This is a genomic window from Calyptranema fuscum S582 (genome assembly GCF_055793305.1).
Genome location: NZ_JBSLYH010000022.1, coordinates 99,668 through 119,230, shown reverse-complemented (window position 1 = coordinate 119,230; position 19,563 = coordinate 99,668). Strand labels below are relative to the sequence as shown.

At 47.6% G+C, this 19,563-nt stretch carries 17 protein-coding genes; 9 read left to right on the top strand and 8 right to left on the bottom strand.

What is annotated here, in order from left to right; all coding sequences use genetic code 11:
- Window positions 1–95: 95 nt before the first annotated feature.
- Window positions 96–1,124, bottom strand: a complete 1,029-nt coding sequence (locus tag ACR6Z4_RS16365) for an NAD-dependent epimerase/dehydratase family protein (protein WP_479718360.1) — start codon at window positions 1,122–1,124, stop codon at window positions 96–98.
- Window positions 1,125–1,550: 426 nt separating this feature from the next.
- Between ACR6Z4_RS16365 and ACR6Z4_RS16360 the strand changes: the two genes are divergently transcribed.
- Entirely contained in the window at window positions 1,551–2,870 is a 1,320-nt protein-coding gene (locus tag ACR6Z4_RS16360; RefSeq protein ID WP_479718359.1) for a hypothetical protein, read from the top strand.
- Between the two features lie 108 nt (window positions 2,871–2,978).
- Here the strand turns inward: ACR6Z4_RS16360 and ACR6Z4_RS16355 are convergent, their stop codons facing one another.
- A complete protein-coding gene (locus ACR6Z4_RS16355; protein WP_479718358.1) occupies window positions 2,979–3,596 on the bottom strand; it encodes a hypothetical protein in 618 nt (205 codons plus the stop codon).
- A gap of 316 nt (window positions 3,597–3,912) precedes the next feature.
- Between ACR6Z4_RS16355 and ACR6Z4_RS16350 the strand changes: the two genes are divergently transcribed.
- From ACR6Z4_RS16350 to ACR6Z4_RS16340, 3 genes are read left to right on the top strand one after another with little or no spacing between them, the layout of a single operon-like run.
- A complete protein-coding gene (locus ACR6Z4_RS16350; protein WP_479718357.1) occupies window positions 3,913–4,461 on the top strand; it encodes a hypothetical protein in 549 nt (182 codons plus the stop codon).
- Window positions 4,448–5,146: an energy-coupling factor transporter transmembrane component T family protein gene (locus tag ACR6Z4_RS16345; RefSeq protein ID WP_479718356.1), complete on the top strand. Its 699-nt coding sequence runs from the start codon at window positions 4,448–4,450 to the stop codon at window positions 5,144–5,146. The genes ACR6Z4_RS16350 and ACR6Z4_RS16345 overlap by 14 nt, the downstream gene beginning before the upstream one ends.
- Window positions 5,147–6,487 (top strand): ABC transporter ATP-binding protein, encoded by a 1,341-nt coding sequence (locus tag ACR6Z4_RS16340; protein WP_479718355.1) that lies wholly within the window; start codon window positions 5,147–5,149, stop codon window positions 6,485–6,487. It begins immediately after the preceding gene.
- Window positions 6,488–6,576: 89 nt separating this feature from the next.
- Here ACR6Z4_RS16340 and ACR6Z4_RS16335 read toward each other — a convergent pair whose 3' ends face one another.
- The 3 genes from ACR6Z4_RS16335 to ACR6Z4_RS16325 all read right to left on the bottom strand — a co-directional run bounded on the left by ACR6Z4_RS16335 (window position 6,577) and on the right by ACR6Z4_RS16325 (window position 9,656).
- The gene (locus ACR6Z4_RS16335; RefSeq protein WP_479718354.1) at window positions 6,577–7,452 is read right to left on the bottom strand and encodes a polysaccharide pyruvyl transferase family protein; all 876 of its coding nucleotides are present in this window, start codon (window positions 7,450–7,452) and stop codon (window positions 6,577–6,579) included.
- Window positions 7,449–8,339 (bottom strand): hypothetical protein, encoded by an 891-nt coding sequence (locus ACR6Z4_RS16330; RefSeq protein WP_479718353.1) that lies wholly within the window; start codon window positions 8,337–8,339, stop codon window positions 7,449–7,451. The genes ACR6Z4_RS16335 and ACR6Z4_RS16330 overlap by 4 nt, the downstream gene beginning before the upstream one ends.
- A gap of 813 nt (window positions 8,340–9,152) precedes the next feature.
- Entirely contained in the window at window positions 9,153–9,656 is a 504-nt protein-coding gene (locus ACR6Z4_RS16325; protein WP_479718352.1) for a DUF4112 domain-containing protein, read from the bottom strand.
- A gap of 145 nt (window positions 9,657–9,801) precedes the next feature.
- On the opposite strand from ACR6Z4_RS16325, the gene ACR6Z4_RS16320 reads away from it, so the two are divergent.
- Together ACR6Z4_RS16320 and fni are read left to right on the top strand one after the other, a co-directional pair.
- Window positions 9,802–10,284, top strand: coding sequence for a DUF4079 domain-containing protein (locus ACR6Z4_RS16320; protein WP_479718351.1), 483 nt, complete (start codon window positions 9,802–9,804; stop codon window positions 10,282–10,284).
- Between the two features lie 503 nt (window positions 10,285–10,787).
- Window positions 10,788–11,837, top strand: a complete 1,050-nt coding sequence (gene fni / locus ACR6Z4_RS16315; protein ID WP_479718366.1) for a type 2 isopentenyl-diphosphate Delta-isomerase — start codon at window positions 10,788–10,790, stop codon at window positions 11,835–11,837.
- Window positions 11,838–11,972: 135 nt separating this feature from the next.
- Here fni and ACR6Z4_RS16310 read toward each other — a convergent pair whose 3' ends face one another.
- Together ACR6Z4_RS16310 and hydA are read right to left on the bottom strand one after the other, a co-directional pair.
- Complete coding sequence (locus ACR6Z4_RS16310) at window positions 11,973–12,527, bottom strand: RipA family octameric membrane protein (protein WP_479718350.1); 555 nt, start codon at window positions 12,525–12,527, stop codon at window positions 11,973–11,975.
- Between the two features lie 76 nt (window positions 12,528–12,603).
- Window positions 12,604–14,019: a dihydropyrimidinase gene (gene hydA / locus ACR6Z4_RS16305; protein WP_479718349.1), complete on the bottom strand. Its 1,416-nt coding sequence runs from the start codon at window positions 14,017–14,019 to the stop codon at window positions 12,604–12,606.
- A gap of 471 nt (window positions 14,020–14,490) precedes the next feature.
- Between hydA and ACR6Z4_RS16300 the strand changes: the two genes are divergently transcribed.
- The 3 genes from ACR6Z4_RS16300 (at window position 14,491) to ACR6Z4_RS16290 (ending at window position 17,610) form a co-directional block, all read left to right on the top strand.
- Complete coding sequence (locus tag ACR6Z4_RS16300) at window positions 14,491–15,204, top strand: manganese catalase family protein (protein WP_479718348.1); 714 nt, start codon at window positions 14,491–14,493, stop codon at window positions 15,202–15,204.
- Between the two features lie 153 nt (window positions 15,205–15,357).
- Window positions 15,358–15,534, top strand: a complete 177-nt coding sequence (locus ACR6Z4_RS16295; protein WP_479718347.1) for a hypothetical protein — start codon at window positions 15,358–15,360, stop codon at window positions 15,532–15,534.
- Between the two features lie 168 nt (window positions 15,535–15,702).
- Window positions 15,703–17,610 carry a sensor histidine kinase gene (locus ACR6Z4_RS16290; RefSeq protein ID WP_479718346.1) on the top strand — a complete coding sequence of 636 codons (1,908 nt, stop codon included), beginning with the start codon at window positions 15,703–15,705 and terminating at the stop codon, window positions 17,608–17,610.
- A gap of 36 nt (window positions 17,611–17,646) precedes the next feature.
- Here the strand turns inward: ACR6Z4_RS16290 and ACR6Z4_RS16285 are convergent, their stop codons facing one another.
- Complete coding sequence (locus ACR6Z4_RS16285; RefSeq protein ID WP_479718345.1) at window positions 17,647–19,419, bottom strand: CHASE2 domain-containing protein; 1,773 nt, start codon at window positions 19,417–19,419, stop codon at window positions 17,647–17,649.
- Between the last annotated feature and the right edge of the window lie 144 nt (window positions 19,420–19,563).

The following is a 19,563-nucleotide window of genomic DNA, read 5'->3' as shown; positions in this document are numbered from 1 at the left end:
TATGAAGCTGGGTGGGAGTGCTGCACTCCACGCGGCACTCCCACCCAGCTTCATAACCCAAAACAGCAATTGGTGTACCAGTGTAAGCCAATGCTTTAAGAAAACTGCTTCAACAACCACAACAACTTTTCTTTAACGGGGCGTCGATGCACGGAGCCTGCTTTTTCTGCCACTAATCGACTGTAGTTTTGCCGGAACCAATCATAACTTTCGCGAAACATCTCATCGTTAGAATACTTAGGCTGCCAACCCAATTCCAATAATGGACTGACATCAAAATGAAAGGGCTTGTGATAGGTCAAGTAATGCCACGGGGCTAAAGGACTCAAGCCCAGCACATCCAGCATCCTCAAACTACCCACCGTCAGCCATACAGGTAAACTTTTGACCTGCGAAGATGTACCGGCATAGTCAATCAAATTCTCTAAACCCTGACGCAGAGAGCCATAGCGATCGGTTCCCACGTTATAAATTCCAGGTTTCCCCCGATCCAACGCCAGCAAGTAAGCATCCATCAAATCTAATGCATGGACAAACTGAAACGGAACGTTGCCACTGCCAATGGTATAAACGTTTCTGTCTTCCTGAATCCATTCAAACAAAATTTGGAAAATCCCTAATCGTCCTTCTCCCAAAATTGTGCGGGGGCGAATCACAATCAAAGGTAACCCTGATTTCTGACAGATCTCCCGTACCGCTAATTCGCCTGCTAGCTTTGCTCTGCCATAAATTTCAACCGGACGTGTCGGTGTTTCATTGGTAATTGCAGCGGTTCCAGGAATGCCAAAAATGGCACTCGAACTCATATGGATAAAACTATTGACTCCGGCTCTGGCTGCCTCTTCTGCGGCAATTTTGCTACCCTCTACGTTGACCTGCCAAAACTTTTCACCCGACTTGGTCAAGGGGACAAGGGCAATATTGTGATGCACCACATCAATGCCTTGCATTGCCTGGGCAACACCTGAGCGATCGCAAATATCACAATGAATAAATTCAATACCCTGAGGTCGGGTTGGATCTTCCCAAATGTCCAAAATTTTGACCGATTCGCCCCGGTCATAGAGTCGCCGTGCAATCAAATTGCCCAAGAAACCAGACCCGCCCGTCACCAAATGTTTCATCCTAAAATCCCCATTCTCCACATCATTATGGTCTATCCTGCCCCGGCATCACCTGTTAGATCACAGACTTATGATCTTGTCGTTCTATCGAAAACAATGAGGGGATCTGCTATTTCAAAAAATTCTGGTTTTGGTGTGGCGCGGCTCCGCCGCGCCACACCAAAACGGTTCTCTTGGATAGGGTTAGATTTTTGTTGTGTGCCGCGCAAAGCGCGGCACACAACAAAAATCTGTGGCTTAGGATTGTGGATTGAATAAGATCGAATATTGAATCGTCTGGAGGGGCGAACGGCCGTTCGCCCGTACAACACATCACTGGAGTTATTTAATTCCCATTCCTTAGCAATGAAAAATTGCTGTGGTGAATGAATTGGGATTAGTCGGATTGGTTCTGGGTATCCTAAGCAGGATGCTTCAGTGCAACGTATGGGTTTCTTTCGCCAGCTCTCACTCCGTTTGTTTCGTCCCAAATCTCAGTCAGGTGCGATCGCTCCGGTTTCTTCCCAGAGCCAACTTACGGCACCTACACCACCGGGCGCAATTCGTCCTAAAACCCTGACTGAACTCGAACAAGAAATTGCAGCGCAATCTCACTACAGTGCCACCTATCCGCTGTATCCCACGTCGATTCCCCGACGCCGCAGACAAGTGCTCAACAGGCTGATCTGGGCTACGGTATTGCTCGGACTACCCATTGCTACCCTGTGGTTCGTCAATTTGCCCTACCCCATCATTCGGCGTCCCGTTGCCCGCACAGCACCGATTTTGCTCTTACCCAGCTATATGAGCTTTGACCACCACTATCGCGAATCGATTGCACTGGTAGAACAAGCCAATCAGTTAATTAGCCAACCCACCAGTGCTGCCGATATCGAACTGGGTGCCTTCAAAGCTAAACAAGCCCAAGAGAGCCTGGATGCATTACCCATCTGGTTTCTAAACGATTTTCCTGACTATAGCTATTGGTGGTATGACTGGCGCTTTAGCTATAGCCGTTTCAACAGTGCCCGTGCCAGGGTAGGCGAGTTGGAAGTCAAAGCCTTTCAAGAAAAGAATGCCCAAAATGCGTTATTTACAGCCGAGCAAACCCTGACCGCAGCCATACAGGACTATCAACACGCCCAAACCTCAGTCGATAAACAAGCGGCGATCGCTAGTTGGCAATCGGCTCTCGACCAACTAGAACTCATCCCGGGTCAAACCCTGGCAGGCAGAACCGCGCAGCAAAAATTGATTGCCTATCAACGCGAATTTCAAGCAACCGTTGGACTGGCAGCCGGAAATGAACGCATTGCCACCCTGATTGAAGCGGCTCGACAATTTTCCTGGAAAGCTGCCCAAGCCGGACAAAATCCACCCCACTCCGTCGAAGAATGGCAACAGGTTAAAGACCTATGGCAAGATGCGATCGCACGGTTAGAACGCATTCCTCAGGATGATTTGAGCGGCTATGCAGAAGCTCAAAAACTATTGGCTGAATATAAAACGAATTTGGGAGAAATCGAAATTCGTCGCCAAACGGAAGCAGACTCAGTCATAGCCTTTCAACAAGCCCAACGGCAGATCGAGCAATTGCAAGCCTCAACCCCTACCGATCCGGCAAACCAGGATCGCAATCGAGTGATTAGTCAGTTGCAGGGCATCATCAATCAACTGCGCCGAGTAGACCATGGCACAACCGTTTATCTAGACGCCCAAGAGTTACTTTTACTTGCTCAAAATAAATTGAATCAACTCCAACCCTAGAAGATCCTTAAAGATCGCAGATTTAATAAACCCGGAAGTTTGTGGTTGGAAGCGCGGCGACGCCACGCTTCCAACCACAAACTTCTAGGTTTTAATGAATTTGTGATCCTAAGACGTAGACAGAATCGATGTTTGTAGTGGTTGCAATAGGATGGCTAAAATTTTATCGATCTGGCTGATGTGATATTCGATGGCATCAATACAAACCGTGTTTTGTTGCAAGGTCAAAAATTTCCAACTTGTTCCACTCGTAACCACACCATAGATCCAGGCAATATCGTTTCCAGCACGCTGGTTAAAGATCTGAGCGGCAATCATTGTCGCAACGCATTGTCCCAAACCGGCAATAATATTTTCGTTTTTAGCTTTTATGATGGTAACCACAGGGGCACTGATGAAATACTGTTCCTGGGATGCACTGAGAATAAAATCGCAAAACCCAATCAGACTTTGAGCCGGATCAACATTAAATTCTGTGCCTGAAAACAAACTGATACGATAGTCTAATTGCCGTCTGACCTCTGACAAAACAGGCGCAATCAAAAACTCAGACCGAGCTTTTTCACTGTTGATGGCGGTCGCCAACGATAAATTTTCCTCTAACACCCGCGATAATAAGTCGGAGGGCAACACGCCTGCGATCGCTCGAAACAGATTTTGAGTTTCGTTGAGGGTTAAGCCAAACGTATTTTTCGCCTTGGCAAGGGTAAAGTCGCTATATGCCATCCGTCCCCCACTGAAGTGTCATTGTCTTTCTTCTTAACCCTACACTCTATCGCTCAGAGAGCGTAAAGATGATGAGTAAGATACCTTTTGAGCAGTCAGAATCTCTGGATGATGAGTGTCAAACGGAATATGATTTTGATTATACAAAGGCGATCGCCGCTCTCTAGCTTCTTGCGTGTGAGTCCTCACTCTGAGGTAGCATGACAATATGTTAACTATTCAAATTGGTTGTACCTGGAATTTAGGTTGAACCGTGTGCGAAACATACGGTTCAATCCAGCTAGACTATTCAGGGCGATTCAACAGGGGGCGGGGTATGGGAAATTCTTGGCGCTTACGCGATTATGTCTTCGCTGCCTTCATGACCATTGGCATGGTGATTTCCGTCGTGATTGTCGGTCCCTTTGCGCCAACGGGCTTGCAACTTCTGGCTTGGGCACCGTTTGGTAGCATTTTTATGACCTTGGGGATGGCACGGTTGCAACGTCGCGGCAGTGTAGCGTTAATGATTCTGCCCTTGGGGTTGTTGTTGGGGTTGATTTCTCCGGTGATTACAGCCTATCTGGCAGCAACGGTGGCAGTCACGGAGATCGTCATGATATTGGTCGGCAACTATCGCCGTAAGTGGAATCGGTTGCTGGGCAATGTTTTATTTTTTGCCAGTGCGAATTTAGGCGGATTGTTATTGGGTGCCTACTTGATCAAAGGTGAAAAGGCAGATCCCTTTCTAGAATTAGTCACCCAACCGATTGTTTTGATGGCATTGACGATCGCCGCTGGCGTGGGGGCAGCAGTGGGTTGGTGGCTGGGTGAATTAGCCATCCAGCAGTTGAGAAAAGCCGGGAAGATGGATGTTGACCTCTAACTCCACTACGTCTGATCGTCTGTTTTTGCGCCAGATCAATCCGTTACTAAAAATTTTGCTGTGTTTGGCGTTCACAAGTCTGGCATTATTTCTCCACGAAATCCCATCATTGGCGGTGTTTGTGGGGGTATTGTTGCTGTTCTCGTTGATTTATGTGCGAATTCAGCTCAAATTCTTACTGTATAGTGCGATCGCCCTGCTTGCATTTATCGTACTTTCGACCTGGTTGCGCGACTTAGAGACGTCGATTGTGAGCGCATTGCGACTGATTGCCCTTTTGCTGCCGATGCCGTTACTTGCCAGCAGTACCCCCCCTGGAGATTTGGTCACGGCGCTACAAACAATTCGTTTACCTGGTTTTCTGGTGCTGAGTTTGATGCTGATTTGGCGTTTTGTCCCACTGATTCAACAAGAAGCCCAACGGATCATCGACGCCAATCAATTACGGGGGGTGGATCTTGCCCGACAACCAATCCATTGGTTCTCTGGATTGCTGATGCCCCTGATTTTTCGCATCGTTGCCTATGCCGATGATGTCACGGTCGGGTTAGAAACACGCGGCTATGATCCAGATGCACCCCGCAGTATTGGAAAACCGTTGCGCTGGCAGTTTCAAGACACGGTGGTAATGCTGGGCGCAGCCCTGTTGATGGGGGTAGTGGGATGGGTAGAATGGAGGGTCTAAATGGCAGCACTGGCACCCATCATTGAAGTCGTCGATTTATCCTTTCGGCATATTGGGCGATCGCAACCAACGATTACAGGGGTGAATTTCAAGCTTTATCCCGGTGAAATTGTACTGATTGCCGGTGCAACAGGCAGTGGCAAAAGTACGTTGCTGAATTGTATAGCGGGTATTGCTCCGATTCATACAGGGGGCGAGATCACAGGCAGCATTCGCTATGCCGCAGAAGAGATCAATGAGTGGTCTGTACGACAGCGATCGCGTCATTTCTGCACCTTGTTGCAAAATGTAGAAACCCAGATTTTTACCGATCGCGTCTCCGAAGAAATTGTGTTTGGCTTAGAAAATTGGAATATCTCCTCAGCACAGATTCCGACACTGGTGAATCATGCATTGGATGAGTTTGGGCTACAGGCTCAGCGGCATTGGTCGATCTCTCAACTTTCTGCCGGACAAAAGCAACGATTGGTGTTGGGTGCCATGCTGGCAATCGGGCAACCCGTTTTGTTGTTAGATGAACCGCTGGCTTATTTAGATGCCAAGGGGGTGGCATTGTTGGTAAAACTTTTGCGCGATCGCGCTCAGCAAGGGCAATCGATTGTATTAGTCGAACATCGGCTGGATGTTGTCCAAGAGATTTGCGATCGCGCCTTTTATTTTGTCGATGGGCAGTTGCAAGAAGGCTGGCGATCGCTACCCGTGACTGATGGGGCAAACCCCATGAATCAAACTCCCATCCTCTCTCAAACACCTGTACTCTGCACCCGAGAACTCAGTTGGGGCGGATATCCAGCATTTCCCGATTTAAGCATCAATCCTGGAGAAACTCTGTTTCTCAAAGCAGACAATGGTTGTGGTAAAACCACCTTACTCAAACTCCTGAGCGGGTTACTCAAACCAACGACGGGGAGGATTGAAGTACTGGGACAGGATATCACCCAACACAGTGTGATTCAGCGATCTCAACAGATTGGCTTTGTCTTGCAAAATCCCAATCACCAGCTTTTTGCCGATAGTGTTCGGTCGGAAGTCTTGCAATCTGGCGTTTCACCCAGTCTTGCCGAAGCCCTATTGACCGAGCTAAATTTGCATGATTTCGCTGACAAACATCCCCAAGCGCTATCGCAAGGGCAGAAACGACGATTGGCATTAGGAGCGGTATTAGCAAGACAACCTCAGATTTGTCTGCTCGATGAAATTGTTGTCGGTCAAGACCCCCACTCCCTTTCATTGATGCTAAACGTATTGAATCAATTTACTCAACACGGAGGTGCCGTGATTTTAACGTCACACGATCCCCTGGCTGCCGCTGCCCTGAACGCCAGAGCCGTTGAGCTTTAGCTGACGCTGCTGATTTATGAATGTGCAGGTGAAACCAAAGGTTTCACCTGCACATTCATAAATCACCGTCCTAATTAAGCAGTCAATTGCTATATCTGTCTAAAACAACCCAATTTGCAATCATCTTTGAATTGATGAAGTCGTTCATACAACAGTTCTGTGACTGCCTCAATCCGTTGATCGGAGCTGAGTGACGGACGCTGTTGGGTTGCCAACTGTTTCAGGGCTGAAGCTGCCGACTTTCGCCTCGACCAATCGCGGATGGCGCGGACTGGAGCTAATGCATCTACTTGCTTGCGGGGATGATGCAATCGCTGAATCTGGCTGGGTTGATACTCGACCCCTACCGATGCACACCAATCCTGCCACTTAAACGACAAAATGCTTGAATGGCTGACAATCGGAATCCAGGGCACTCGCAATGCATCCGCAATAATTGCGCCGTGCATCGCTTCGGTCAACAAGACTTCTGTTTGGCTAATCTGAGCTAATACGCTTTCGGTAGACCCGCGTGGGTCAATATAGCCAAACCCCAAATCTTGACAAACCAGTTCCCACGCGTTGCCCGCCAGCTCAAAATGAGGCATATAAGCAAAGCGATGAGTTTTGGCAGTATCAGCCTGAAACACTTTTCGGATCAAGGCTGCGCCATCGGTGACAGCTAATTCGGGTGAAACCCCCAACGCTTGCGCCGATAGGGGACCACGGAGGCAATAGATTTTGTATGTTTCATCAATTTCGGGTAAGCCATTGCCATAGCCAACCCCTGTGCCAAAAATGATTCTTTTTTTGGCGTGCCGTATGCGAGCAGGGAGTTTGTTATTAATTAATGTACCAATGCCAACAAACGTTGCTGTTTCATCGTGATCAAAAACGCCAGGAATCAGGCGATCCCAGAGCCAGGGATTGAGATCGTCACCGAAATTTTGGGTGCCATCCGGTACTTTGTGATAGAACAGCTTCATGCTCGACTTTCAACCTCATCAAGGGTTCCGGCATGGGGTAAGGTTTCAGTATGCCAAAGCACCAATGGTTTTCGTAGTGTTTGAATGCGGAGCTTGAGTAAGCGATACTGAAATTTCAGATACTTCAGCCCTTTATTCAATACCTTTTGCACCCAAAACAAGTGGGGATATTCAATACTGTGATGCGCTTTGAAGTAGTCCAATTTCTCGTTAGGGTTTGCCTGTTTGTTCTTGATTCTTTCTTTTTCAATGTTGTCTTTAAAGAATTGAAATCGATCGACCGAATCAAGTCGAATAGGGAATTGAGTCTGGCTAGCCGCTAAGCCGATGACGTTGCCATCGCCATCATAGACCCCATTCATTTCAAAGTACATTGCTATTTTTCCCCATTGTTTGAGGAAACTGGCTTCGATACCCTTATCTTTTCTAACTACGAAGAAGAACTCATGAATCCACTTGGTTTCTTGCAAATTGAGATGAAGCGTCTTTGCAATATCTTCGATGATAGTAAGTTCTTTTAAGCCTGCTTTGCGAGTATTGTGTTTGAGAATACCACAACCATGCCGTGCTGTAATTCCGGGTTGCCATTCAATATCCTCTGGAAAGGCACCCAAGAGCCTGACATCAGAATCTAAAAAAATACAAGTTTCAAACAAACTCAATGCTTTTTCTACCGCAAACCGTTTATCGTGATAGCCTTTGATGCTCTCTAGATGATGCTGCACTGCCAGGACATTGGGACACTGAGAAAAATCACTGGGCTTGTCTGTCAAGATGACAAACAGCGTTTCGGGCGAGTGTTGTTGAATGTCTTGTGCAAGAAACAGGGCGTGGGTGCGATACCGTTTGCCGACTGCCAGCGTACAAAAACAAAAGTCCTTAGGCATAGTTTGAGTTTGTTCTGTAGAGATTAGAGAGGTTAGATAGTCTCTTAGACGGAAGAATTAGGGTTTAAGAGGCGATCGCATGGATTAACCTTGCCTTAAAAATTGTCGGGAGATAGTTTAGAATTCCCGCAATTCTACGTTCATTCACAGATCAAACCTATAGCATGGACAGACAGGTCAGGATGAAACGAGAAAAGTGCATAACCCTGAAATCACGGCGATAGCTCCTGACGACAGCTCGCTGGAGACATTAGATTGCTATAGATTAAGGATAAATAGGTTAACACCCGATCTAAAAATTTGCGGATTTCTACTCAGACTTTTACGAACGGTTTTACCTCCTTTAGTTCCCCCAACAGTTCAAAGTGGCAGATTTGATCAAGTCCACGATCCTGATTGAGTCCCTGGAAATTTGAGCCAGTATTCATTCATTTCTTCATCCGTTCTAGCCCATCTTCCTGACATAAAAGATGAGTTTTTTAATACTTTAAAAAAATAATTGAATCGCTACCCTCTGCTATGAACTTTCAGAAACCCGTATGGCTGACACCGCCAATGATACAGGGATTGGGTATCAAGGTTGCAAGCGTGTCTAGGCACAGATTACAGCTTAGATTATTGATAAATCCCTGGTAAAGTCCAGCCATTCCGCTATCAAAATCGGGTAACTCCACAACCCTCATCCCAACCCTGCACCCCTTGCAGGAGATCAATACCGTCAGGGATCGTAGTATTCATGCAATGATTTTTTGTTTCGCAGGCGTCGCCCGCGAAACAAAAAATCGTTCCTTTTTAGGATTACCCCGTCAGGGTTCAGGTGAGGATCTGAGTCAGCCAGCGCACAACCAGAAAGGAAACGCTCAAAATTAAAGCGATCGCCAAAATTGTCCCTAAGATAAAGACGACAATAAACCCCCGATTGCGGCGGCGGCTACGACCGACCTCAGGCACCTGCAAATGATCTTCGAGTAGGCGAATATTCTTGGAGTTCGATTTCCAGGCAACGTCAAACACGTCACCGACGACGGGAACCGTACCAACCAGCGTTTCTAACACAATATTGAGAACCATTTGCCCCAGGGCTGACTTGCTGGCTCCCATTTGAGCTGCTTCAATCACAATCCACGCGGAGAGAATTAGCCCAACCGTATCACCGCCGCCCGGAATCAGACCAATGATGGGGTCTAAGCCAATGCGATAGTTGGTTCCAGGAATGGCGATCGCCTCGTCCATCAACCGACTGAAATTGCGTAAGCGTTCTAACCGGAGCGCTTTGGGATCTACGAGGGGAGACGAAGACGAAGACCTTTTGGGCATAGTGACATCCAACGGATAGGTTGAATTTAAGCGTTAAGAATAGGGACGAATTCTCATTTTTTGAGATTAGCTACAGAAATTACATTAAAAAATATAGCCTTTGTGCTAACTTTTATGAAGTTGCCGATGAGTTATTAAAACGGTTATGAGTTTCGAAATCCCTGAATCTATCAAAGTCTACAGCCAATTTGGTCATCCGCTGATCATGTGGGTGTTGTTGGCACTCACGATCTATGCTTTATATCTGGGCGTTCAGATTCGTCGTACCCGAGCCGCAGAAGGCGACGTTAAAAAGCAATTGATTCAAGGCAAATTTAATATTCGCCACCACCAGATTGGGTCGATCTTATTGGCTTTGATGGTGTTGGGCACCCTGGGTGGCATGGCTGTCACCTACATTAACAATGGCAAACTGTTCTTAGGATCGCATCTGCTGGTGGGCTTAGGCATGACCGGATTGATTGCAACTGCTGCTGCTCTGACCCCTTACATGCAGAAAGGACTGAACTGGGCACGTTACAGTCATATTTTCCTTAACGTCACCTTGTTGGGGTTATTTCTGTGGCAAGCGGTGACCGGGATGCAAATTGTCCAACGGCTGATCGAAAAAATGACGGGCGTGGCTTAGAATCGCCAACTCTATTGGTTTTGCGAGAGCAACGGCGTCGCCGTCGCTCTCGCAAAACCAATGACAGGTCGATTTATCCACCATCCATAGAGTCACCCATAAATGAAACGAGCGGTCTGAAGTTGGGCGTAAGGCGTTGCCTTGCGCCCAACTTCAGACCGCTCGTTTCTGTATCGCATTGTGATCGCAGATCAGGAGAAAGCCCGTCTCATGGCACACTAGCTTAATCGGTGATGTTTGAGATCTGTCGTGAATTGTTAGAAAAGGCGCACTCCGAGCCTTTCCTAACAATTCACAACAAATTTGAAACACTACCCTCAGGATCGTGGATTTAATAAAACTGAAGATTTATGTTTGGAAGCGCAGCTCCGCCGCGCTTCCAAACATAAACGTCCGGGGTTTAATTAGTTTGGGATCCTTAATCAACCGTGCGATATTTAGATGCTTGAGCTGTGAACCTACCGACGAATTCTTTACCCAATTCACCGACTACTCCCTCCTCTGTGAAACTGCCGTCTGAGCAGTCAGTTGTCACCCAAAATCGTAAAGCCGATCACTTGCGGGTTTGTTTGGAAGAAGATGTGCAGTGCCATCAAACCACGAGTGGTCTGGAACGCTATCGCTTTACGCATTGCTGTTTACCAGAGCTAGATCGCCGGGATATTGATCTAACAACCTCATTTCTGGGGAAATCTCTAGGCGCACCCCTGTTGATTTCTTCGATGACAGGTGGCACCGACTTTGCTCAGATGATTAATTATCGCCTTGCGATCGCAGCACAGCAGTATGGGATTGCGATGGGGGTCGGGTCGCAGCGGGTGGCGATCGAAAATCCAGATGTCAAATCTACGTTTGCAGTGCGTTCGGTTGCACCCGACATCTTGCTGTTTGCCAATCTCGGTGCAGTGCAGTTGAACTATAGCTATGGCATCGATGAATGCTTGCGAGTCATTGATTGGTTGGAAGCAGATGCGCTGATTTTGCATTTAAATCCGCTCCAAGAAATTGTGCAAACCAATGGGGATACTAACTTTCGGGGATTGCTGGCAAAAATTGCGATGCTCTGCGAAACATTGCCCGTGCCGGTGATTGCTAAAGAAGTCGGCAATGGTATTTCGGCAACAACGGCAAAGCGGTTAATCGAGTTGGGAGTGAGTGCGATCGATGTGGCTGGAGCCGGAGGTACGTCGTGGGCACGGGTAGAGAGCGAACGGGCAAAAGATTCATTGCAACGGCGGCTGGGTAAGACGTTTGCTGACTGGGGTATTCCGACCGCAGACTGTGTCAGTAGTATTCGGGCGATCGCCCCTGATATTCCGTTAATTGCTTCTGGAGGATTGCGGGATGGTTTAGATGCTGCCAAGGCGATCGCCCTGGGTGCCGATATAGCAGGGTTAGCCTTTCCATTTTTACAAGCGGCGGCTGAATCAGAAGCGGCTTTAGATGAATTGGTCAATGCCCTGATAGCAGAGATCACGACCGTTTTATTTTGTACGGGCAGCGCTACTGTGCAGGCATTGAGACAACCGGGAATTTTGCAAAAGCTAGGGTAGAAACAAGATAAACCACGATTGCTTAATACAGCAGTTGAGGGGGTTGATCAAGACAAGGGTTGTGTGAGAACCCGCGTTCCGCGCGGGTTCTCACACAACCTGATGATTTAACCGTCTCGACGGTTCCGATCCCGACTAAAGGAAATCGAGCGCTGCATAGAGAAACAACCCAAAATAGAGCACACCGAAGGTGAGGGCGGTGTATTGTTCAATAGCCGTATGACGCATGTAGATGAGTTTATTTCTCAGATCTTTTTCCCTCAACATATTTTCCTGACCATAGCAGGGATAGGGTAAAACGCGTTCCATGTCTTGGATGACTTGAATCTTGCGCCAAACCAGACGAGCATAAGATCGGATATAGATTGTCCATAGAATACATAGCACTACGCCCAAGAGTCCGATCGCTGCAATCACCAAACGTTGAGCCTGGGAAAAGACATTTTTGTCGATGGCAATTGAGAGAATCAGCAATAAGCCAGACAAGAGAGAAATGTAGAAACTGTTCATTTGACTGCGTCTGGCGCTGATGCGATCGTGCATTTCAACATAGAGTTTGTATTGCTCGACCAGGACACTATAAAAATGGTCCCCATATTCTTGCTTGAAGGTATGGAGGGACGCCATCTCATCCTTTTCAAACCCTTGGGTTAGAGAAGGTGGGCTATTTTCTGAAGGGCTATAACTCATGACTGCAACCCAAGGGTTCGATATGAAACACGCGCAGATACTTCGCCTTTTAGGATCGGCGTTTGAGAAATCCAGGCTATCCCAAAATTCTGCCAGAGGCAGAGCGTTTCTGAAATTTGCCATTGCCGGGTTGACCCAGCCAGCGATCGCCATCGACAATCAACTCTCCCCGTAAGAAAACTTTTTCAACCTTGCCTACCACGGGTCGTCCTTCGTAGGGCGAATAATCTACGTTGGAATGGTGGCTGCTGGCGCTAAGCGTATGGGCTTTGTTGGGATCAAAGAGAACCAGATCCGCATCGCTCCCTACGGCGATCGTGCCCTTGCGGGGGAATAGCCCAAACATCTTCGCGGGTGCGGTCGAAGTCAGTTGGACAAAGCGATTCAACGTAATTTTGTGGGTGTTTACACCCCCGTCATACAACAGCGGGATGCGAAATTCGACACCGGGCGCACCGTTGGGAATTTTTTCAAAATTGTCTCGGCCCAGTTGCTTAGATTTGTAGACGCCATAGGGCGTTTCGTTGAAGCAGAAAGGACAGTGATCGGTAGAGACAATCTGCAAATCATCAAAGCGGAGTCCGCGCCAGAGAGCATGTTGGCAGGTGTGAGGACGTAAAGGCGGTGTCATCACATATTTAGCCGCTTCGAAGTCAGGGCGATCGTATTCTTCGATCGTCAAAAATAAGTAGTGGGGGCAAGTTTCAGCAAACGCAGGAATACCGCGATCGCGTGCTTCGACGACGGAATCCAGTGCTTCTTCGGCAGAGAGATGGACAAAATACACGGGCATTTCAGCTAACTCTGCCAATCGAATACCCCGATGGGTGGCTTCTGCTTCCATGATTTGGGGACGGGTGAGGGCATGATATTTGGGCGACGTGTTGCCCTGTGCCAGCGCTTCTTCGATTAACACCTGGATCACTCCCCCATTTTCGGCATGGAGGTTGATCATGCCGCCATCTGCCCCTACTGCTCGCATAGCCCGGAAGATATCGGCATCATCCACCATCAACACACCGGGGTATGCCATAAACATTTTGAAGCTGGAGATGCCGTCATGATTGATCAAGTCGGGCAATTCCGCTAAAGAAGCGGGTGTGACCTCGGTAAGAATGATGTGAAACCCATAGTCTACGCAGCATTGGGGTTCAGCCGTAGCCAGCCGTCGATCGAGGGCTTGTTTGGGCGTTTCCCCTTTTTTCTGAAGCGCAAAATCGACAATCGTCGTCGTCCCTCCAAAGGCTGCCGATCGCGTTCCTGTCTCAAAGCTATCGACCGTTTGCGCTGCTCCTAGCTCAAATTCCATGTGAGTATGAACGTCGATGCCACCCGGCAGCACCAGCAATCCCGTTGCATCATGCAAGATGGCAGTGTCGGAGTTAATTTCACGGGCGATCGCTTCAATTCGTCCGTCTTTGACCAAAATATCTGCTCTATAGTCATCTACCGCCGTGACAATTCGACCACCCTTGATCAGCACCTCAGTCATTACACATACTCCTTACAACCTTATAAACAGGACGGATGCAAGAGAAAAAAAGCTTAGGATCACAAATGAATTAACCTGTAATTCTCTTTGAGAGAGCGACGGCTCCGCCGTCGCTCTCTCAAAGAGAATTGGGTTTTATTAAATTCACGATCCTTACCCTGTTTTTCTCCTGCATAGGTTTAAGTTGCCAAAGATACTACATCTACCTGGGTTAGAACTGTAAGGGGACAAACTTCTCTATGATTTGTAATCTGTGATCTGTAATCTGGGGTCTAAACCAATGGCAGGGTCTTGCACCCCATCCTCATCTTTAGGCATATAACAATAGCCGTACGCCTAAAGCTGTTGTAGATGTCAACCTGAGGGCTAATGTTTTAGCAAATTCTTTTTTCTAGCATGAGAAGGCTCATTGAGGCAGTTTCAATTTAGTTGAAACGCTTTAGCAATCACCCTCGCAGCAGAAAAAGAATCATGTTTTTCCACAAAAAAGAACTTATCCACAGCGTCAATATTAAAGAGGCGAACCCCCGTTATGCCCAGTTGTTGCTGGAACAATTTGGTGGTGCCACGGGCGAACTATCTGCGGCGTTGCAGTATTGGGTGCAATCCTTCCATGTTGAAGATGCAGGCATTCGCGATATGCTGCAAGACATTGCCATCGAAGAATTTAGCCACCTTGAAATGGTCGGTAAATTGATCGAAGGACATACCAAAAATGTTGACCAAACTGAAGCATTCAAAAGCACGCTGTTTGCCGTGCGCGGCGTGGGACCTCACTTCCTCGACAGCCAGGGCAGTGCCTGGACGGCTAGCTACCTGAATGAAGGCGGAGACGTAGTTCGCGATCTGAGAGCAAATATTGCCGCAGAAGCGGGCGCACGCCAAACGTATGAAGAACTGATCAAACTGGCAACCGACGAAGAAACCAAACAAACTTTAGTCCATCTGCTAACACGGGAGATTTCCCATACCAAGATGTTCATGAAGGCGCTGGAATCGTTGGGCAAACTGGATGATCCTTTCTTTGGCAACATTCAACCCGACGAAACTGTTGATCTGTACTTCAATCTGTCTTCCAATGGTGGCAAGGATGAACGCGGTCCCTGGAACTCAGATGAAAACTTTGAGTACGTCGCTGACCCCATGTCCAATTCACAGCCTCAGCCTCAGCCTCAACGCCAATAGAAGCGACAATTGCTGACATTGCTATCCATCCTGGATACCAAATCTAAACAGTAGTCAGGATCAATGAAAGTTGCAGATGGAAACATACTCCTGAGCTGCAACTTTTATTTTTTTAAGCTCTGTATCACCTCACAGATGTTGCGGATTTAATTGATGAAATTGGGTGTAGGTGCTGCGCTTCGCGCAGCACCTACACCCAATTTCATTGCTGGATTAAGCAATGTCACCATACGTCATGAAATTGAGAATGGGGATGGGTTGGAAAATGGTGCGCCGTTTTCCAACCCATCCCTTCTTTGGGAATTTAAACCTGTGACGTTAGGCGATTGAGAATCTGGGGCATTCTGGTGTAATACCCGTTAAAGCACACGACTGTAGCCAATATTAATGAAGTTGTGTTTCAAATTGAGGTGGTAATCTCTTGAAATGCTACCCGGTGAGTGTTTCAAACCGTTGAATCTTTTCCGATACAGCATTTCTAAACTTTAGGAACGTACCATGCGAAAAACTGGATTGATGAACTGGTTATCCAGCTTGCGTGTAAACCAAAAAATTGGACTAGGTTACGCGCTAGCACTGGGGATTGCGGTCTCAGGAACCATCATTGGTTTCAATATCGGCGATCGCTATAAAGACCAGGCAAACGTGCAGGAAGATCAAATCCGTAACGAAATGGAGCTACTCCATCGTTTGCAAACGGGCATTCTCCAGACACGAACCCATCAACAACAATTGATTCCGCTGGTGCTGTATCCAGAACAGTTTGACCAGGAGTACGCTCATATTCTGAACCATCGCCACACCATTGAGCAAACTTGGTCGGGACTCAAAGAATTCGCGGATCAAACGTCTATTCAGACTAAAGTCCGCTCTGTTGAAATTCCCCGGTTGATACGAACCTATAATGGGATACCAGAACAATATCTGGCAGAATTAGAACGTCTTGTTTTGCAAATTCATGCCCTCGATTTGGAATCACCAGACACAGTTGCCAACGCTCAGAAACAATTGCTGGATTTTACAAATAGCGATTTAGCACTGAAGTTAGATGCGATTTCTGATGAGCTGGTGGGGGTGATTGAACATAGCTATAACGAAGTTTTGGAATCAGAAATTCAAAGCCGTAATGCTAGTAATGTTGCTCAAAGAATCGTCATTAGCAGTATTGTCTTATCCATCGCCATTGCAATTCTATTAGCCACGTTAATCAGTCGAGCGATCGCTCAGCCGATTCAACTCTTGACCCATGTGGCAAAACAAGCCACCGAAGCCGCTAATTTTGATCTCAAAGCCAGCATTGATAGTAACGATGAAATTGGTGTGCTTGCCCATGCGTTCAATCAACTGATTGATTCAGTCAAACACTTACTGGAAGAACAACAGACTGCTAATCAAACCCTTTCTGCTTATAGCCAAACTCTAGAACAAAACGTAGAAGAAAGAACCCAAGAACTCAGTGCTAAAAATCAGCACTTGGAAGAATTATTAACCCAATTGCACCAAACCCAAATTCAGATGGTGCAAAGCGAAAAAATGTCTAATTTGGGGCAATTGGTTGCGGGAGTTGCCCATGAAATCAATAACCCCGTTAACTTTATTCATGGCAATCTTACCCACGTACAGGACTATGCCCATAATTTACTGAATTTCATTCAACTGTACCAAAAGCACTATCCTCAACCAGCTCCAGAAATTGAAATAGAAGCCGAACACATTGATCTAGAGTTTTTGCAAGAAGATTTACCCAAAATTCTAAGTTCCATAAAAATTGGGACTGATCGCATTTATCAGATTGTGCGATCGCTACGGAATTTTTCTCGCTTGGATGAAGCTGCTTTTAAAGCCGTTGACGTCCATGAAGGCATCGATAGTACCCTGTTGATCTTGCAACACCGACTCAAAGCCAAGTCCGATCGCCCCGAAATTAAAGTCATTCGTCACTATGGCGCATTGCCGTTGATCGAATGTTATGCCGGACAGGTCAATCAAGTTTTCATGAATATTTTGGTGAATGCCATTGATGCCTTAGAAGAGCAATGGTATGGTCAAATGCACCTGGCAGACCCAGATGATGACAGCGAGCAGGCAGCAACCCATCCTCCCCTTCTGCCAATGCTTACGATTCGGACAACGGTTATGGATGCGCAGTGGGTGGAAATTGCGATCGCCGATAATGGGGTGGGAATGCTCGAACAAGTGAAACACCAGATCTTCCAGCCCTTCTTTACAACCAAGCCGCTGGGGCAAGGCACCGGCATGGGGATGTCGATCAGCCATCAGATTATTGTCGAGAAACACGGAGGTAGCTTGACATGCCATTCAACCCCTGGACAAGGAACGGAGTTTATTATCCAGATTCCTGTGCAACCGCCGATGGCTAGCGCGATCGCCACGGTTTGCAGCTAACCAGAACATAACCCAGCCACCAAACGATCGCACGCTCTAGTCTGGATTAATGTGTTTGGGTTCGTCATCCTCATCCCCGTGGGTGGGTTGATTTCGGTTACTGCCCTCCACTTCATCAGCATTAGATGGATGAGACAGGTTGGATAAGTTAGATTTAGGCACCTCCGGGATGGCTTTTCTGCGCCGATTTTGTAGCCCCTTAGCCGTTTGTTGGAGTGCTGCCAAGTAATCTTCATTTTTTAATGCATCATCGTTGTCTCGCCGAGCCTTAACATCCAAATCAAGCGAATGAGCAGGATCAACCGGAGTCGGTGGCTGGGGTGAGGGTGCCGCCGGTGGTTGAGGCTTGTCGCCAGTCGGCTTGGTCTCTGATGCAGGGCGTCGATTTCGCATCAATTTGGCAGTCTTACGCAAATCCTGGAAGTAATCGCTTTCTGTAATTTCTGCGACTTGCTTTTCGCGTTTTTCTTGATCGATTTCGATATTGATCTTGAGGAGCGTTTTAACCTGCCGATAGACCGTCTGTCCGTAATCGCTCTTGTTAAAGCGATCGAGTAAGACTACGCCCACCGCTGTACCTGCTAAAGCGATCGCCCCCGGCACGAGAGGTACCCATCCCCCTTGGGTAAACAAAACCCAGCCGATGGCGTAAAGGGTGCCCGATGCCACCCCCAACACCAAGCCAAACCGTAGGGGATGGCGTAAGTACCATGCCAAAATGCCGCCAACGATCGACCACCCCAAAATCCACAGGATCTCGATCGGTTCTGACCAATACCAAATTAGCGATCGCCCATCTAACACAGCACTGAGAAGCTGGCTTACTGCCTGGGCATGAACTATCACCCCCGACATCTTTTGGTTATCTTCTTTGCTAACGCTATAGGGCGTATAAAACTCGTCCTTAAACTGAGCGGTGGTATAGCCAATCAACACCACTCGATCTTTGACCCACTCAGGTTGGATACGACCTTGCAAGACATCCAATAAACTCACCTGGCGAGCAAATTCATTCCCAGACCGATAGCGCAACATGATCTGATAGCCATTGGTATCCACCCGGTAGTAGCCTGCCATTCCAGACTGTAACCGTGAAATGACCGTTGATCCCAGCAAAAACTCACCCGTTTCTGTAAAGCCCGGTTCAATGCCATCAACGGCAAGATAGTGCATCACCAACCGCAGACTCAGCGTCGGAATGGTGTTGGGGTTATTGTCGATGGCAGGCTGATTGCAAAAATGTTTGACCTGTGTACCGGGAGGGGGTGGCGGCGGTTCCATGTATAGTAACCCCCGACGCAACACGCCGCCCGAATCGATAATTAAATCTGAAAGCCCTATCGTTGTGGGTGACACCTGCGGTGGTGGTGGGGTACCGGGATCATCGGACGCACTGGCTTTACAAACAACAACAACATTCGGGTTTGCGGTTAACTGTTGCAACAACTCTTCCCGACCGGGCGGAATCGGAATATCGCGTGAGATATCCAGACCAATCACGCGCGGTTGATAGGTTTGTAGTTTTGCCAGAAGTTGTGCCAGGGTGCGATCGGAAATCGGCCACTCTTGCAATTGTTGTAAATCACTATCGGTAATGCCGATAATCAATAGCCGATCATCGTCGGGTTCTTGAGGTTGCGACTGGATCTGGTGATCGTACGCAGAGAGTTCCATGCCCTGAAGTAAACCCAGATGACGGGCACTTACAACGGCAGTCGTCAGCAGCAGACTCATAAAAATGACCGGACGACCGACATTTTTGAACCATGAACTGAGACGATTAAAATGGGTCAGTCTGGAAGAGATCATTGGGTACGAAATCAGACAATATTTATCTTTACAGCGCTTGGCGCTTGGATATGTCTAGTGTTGCAAACACGAAATTTTGCAACATGGGGGTTTGGGGGCTGCGCCCCCAAGAGGGGGTTTTACCCCCTCCACCCCCTCTAAAAC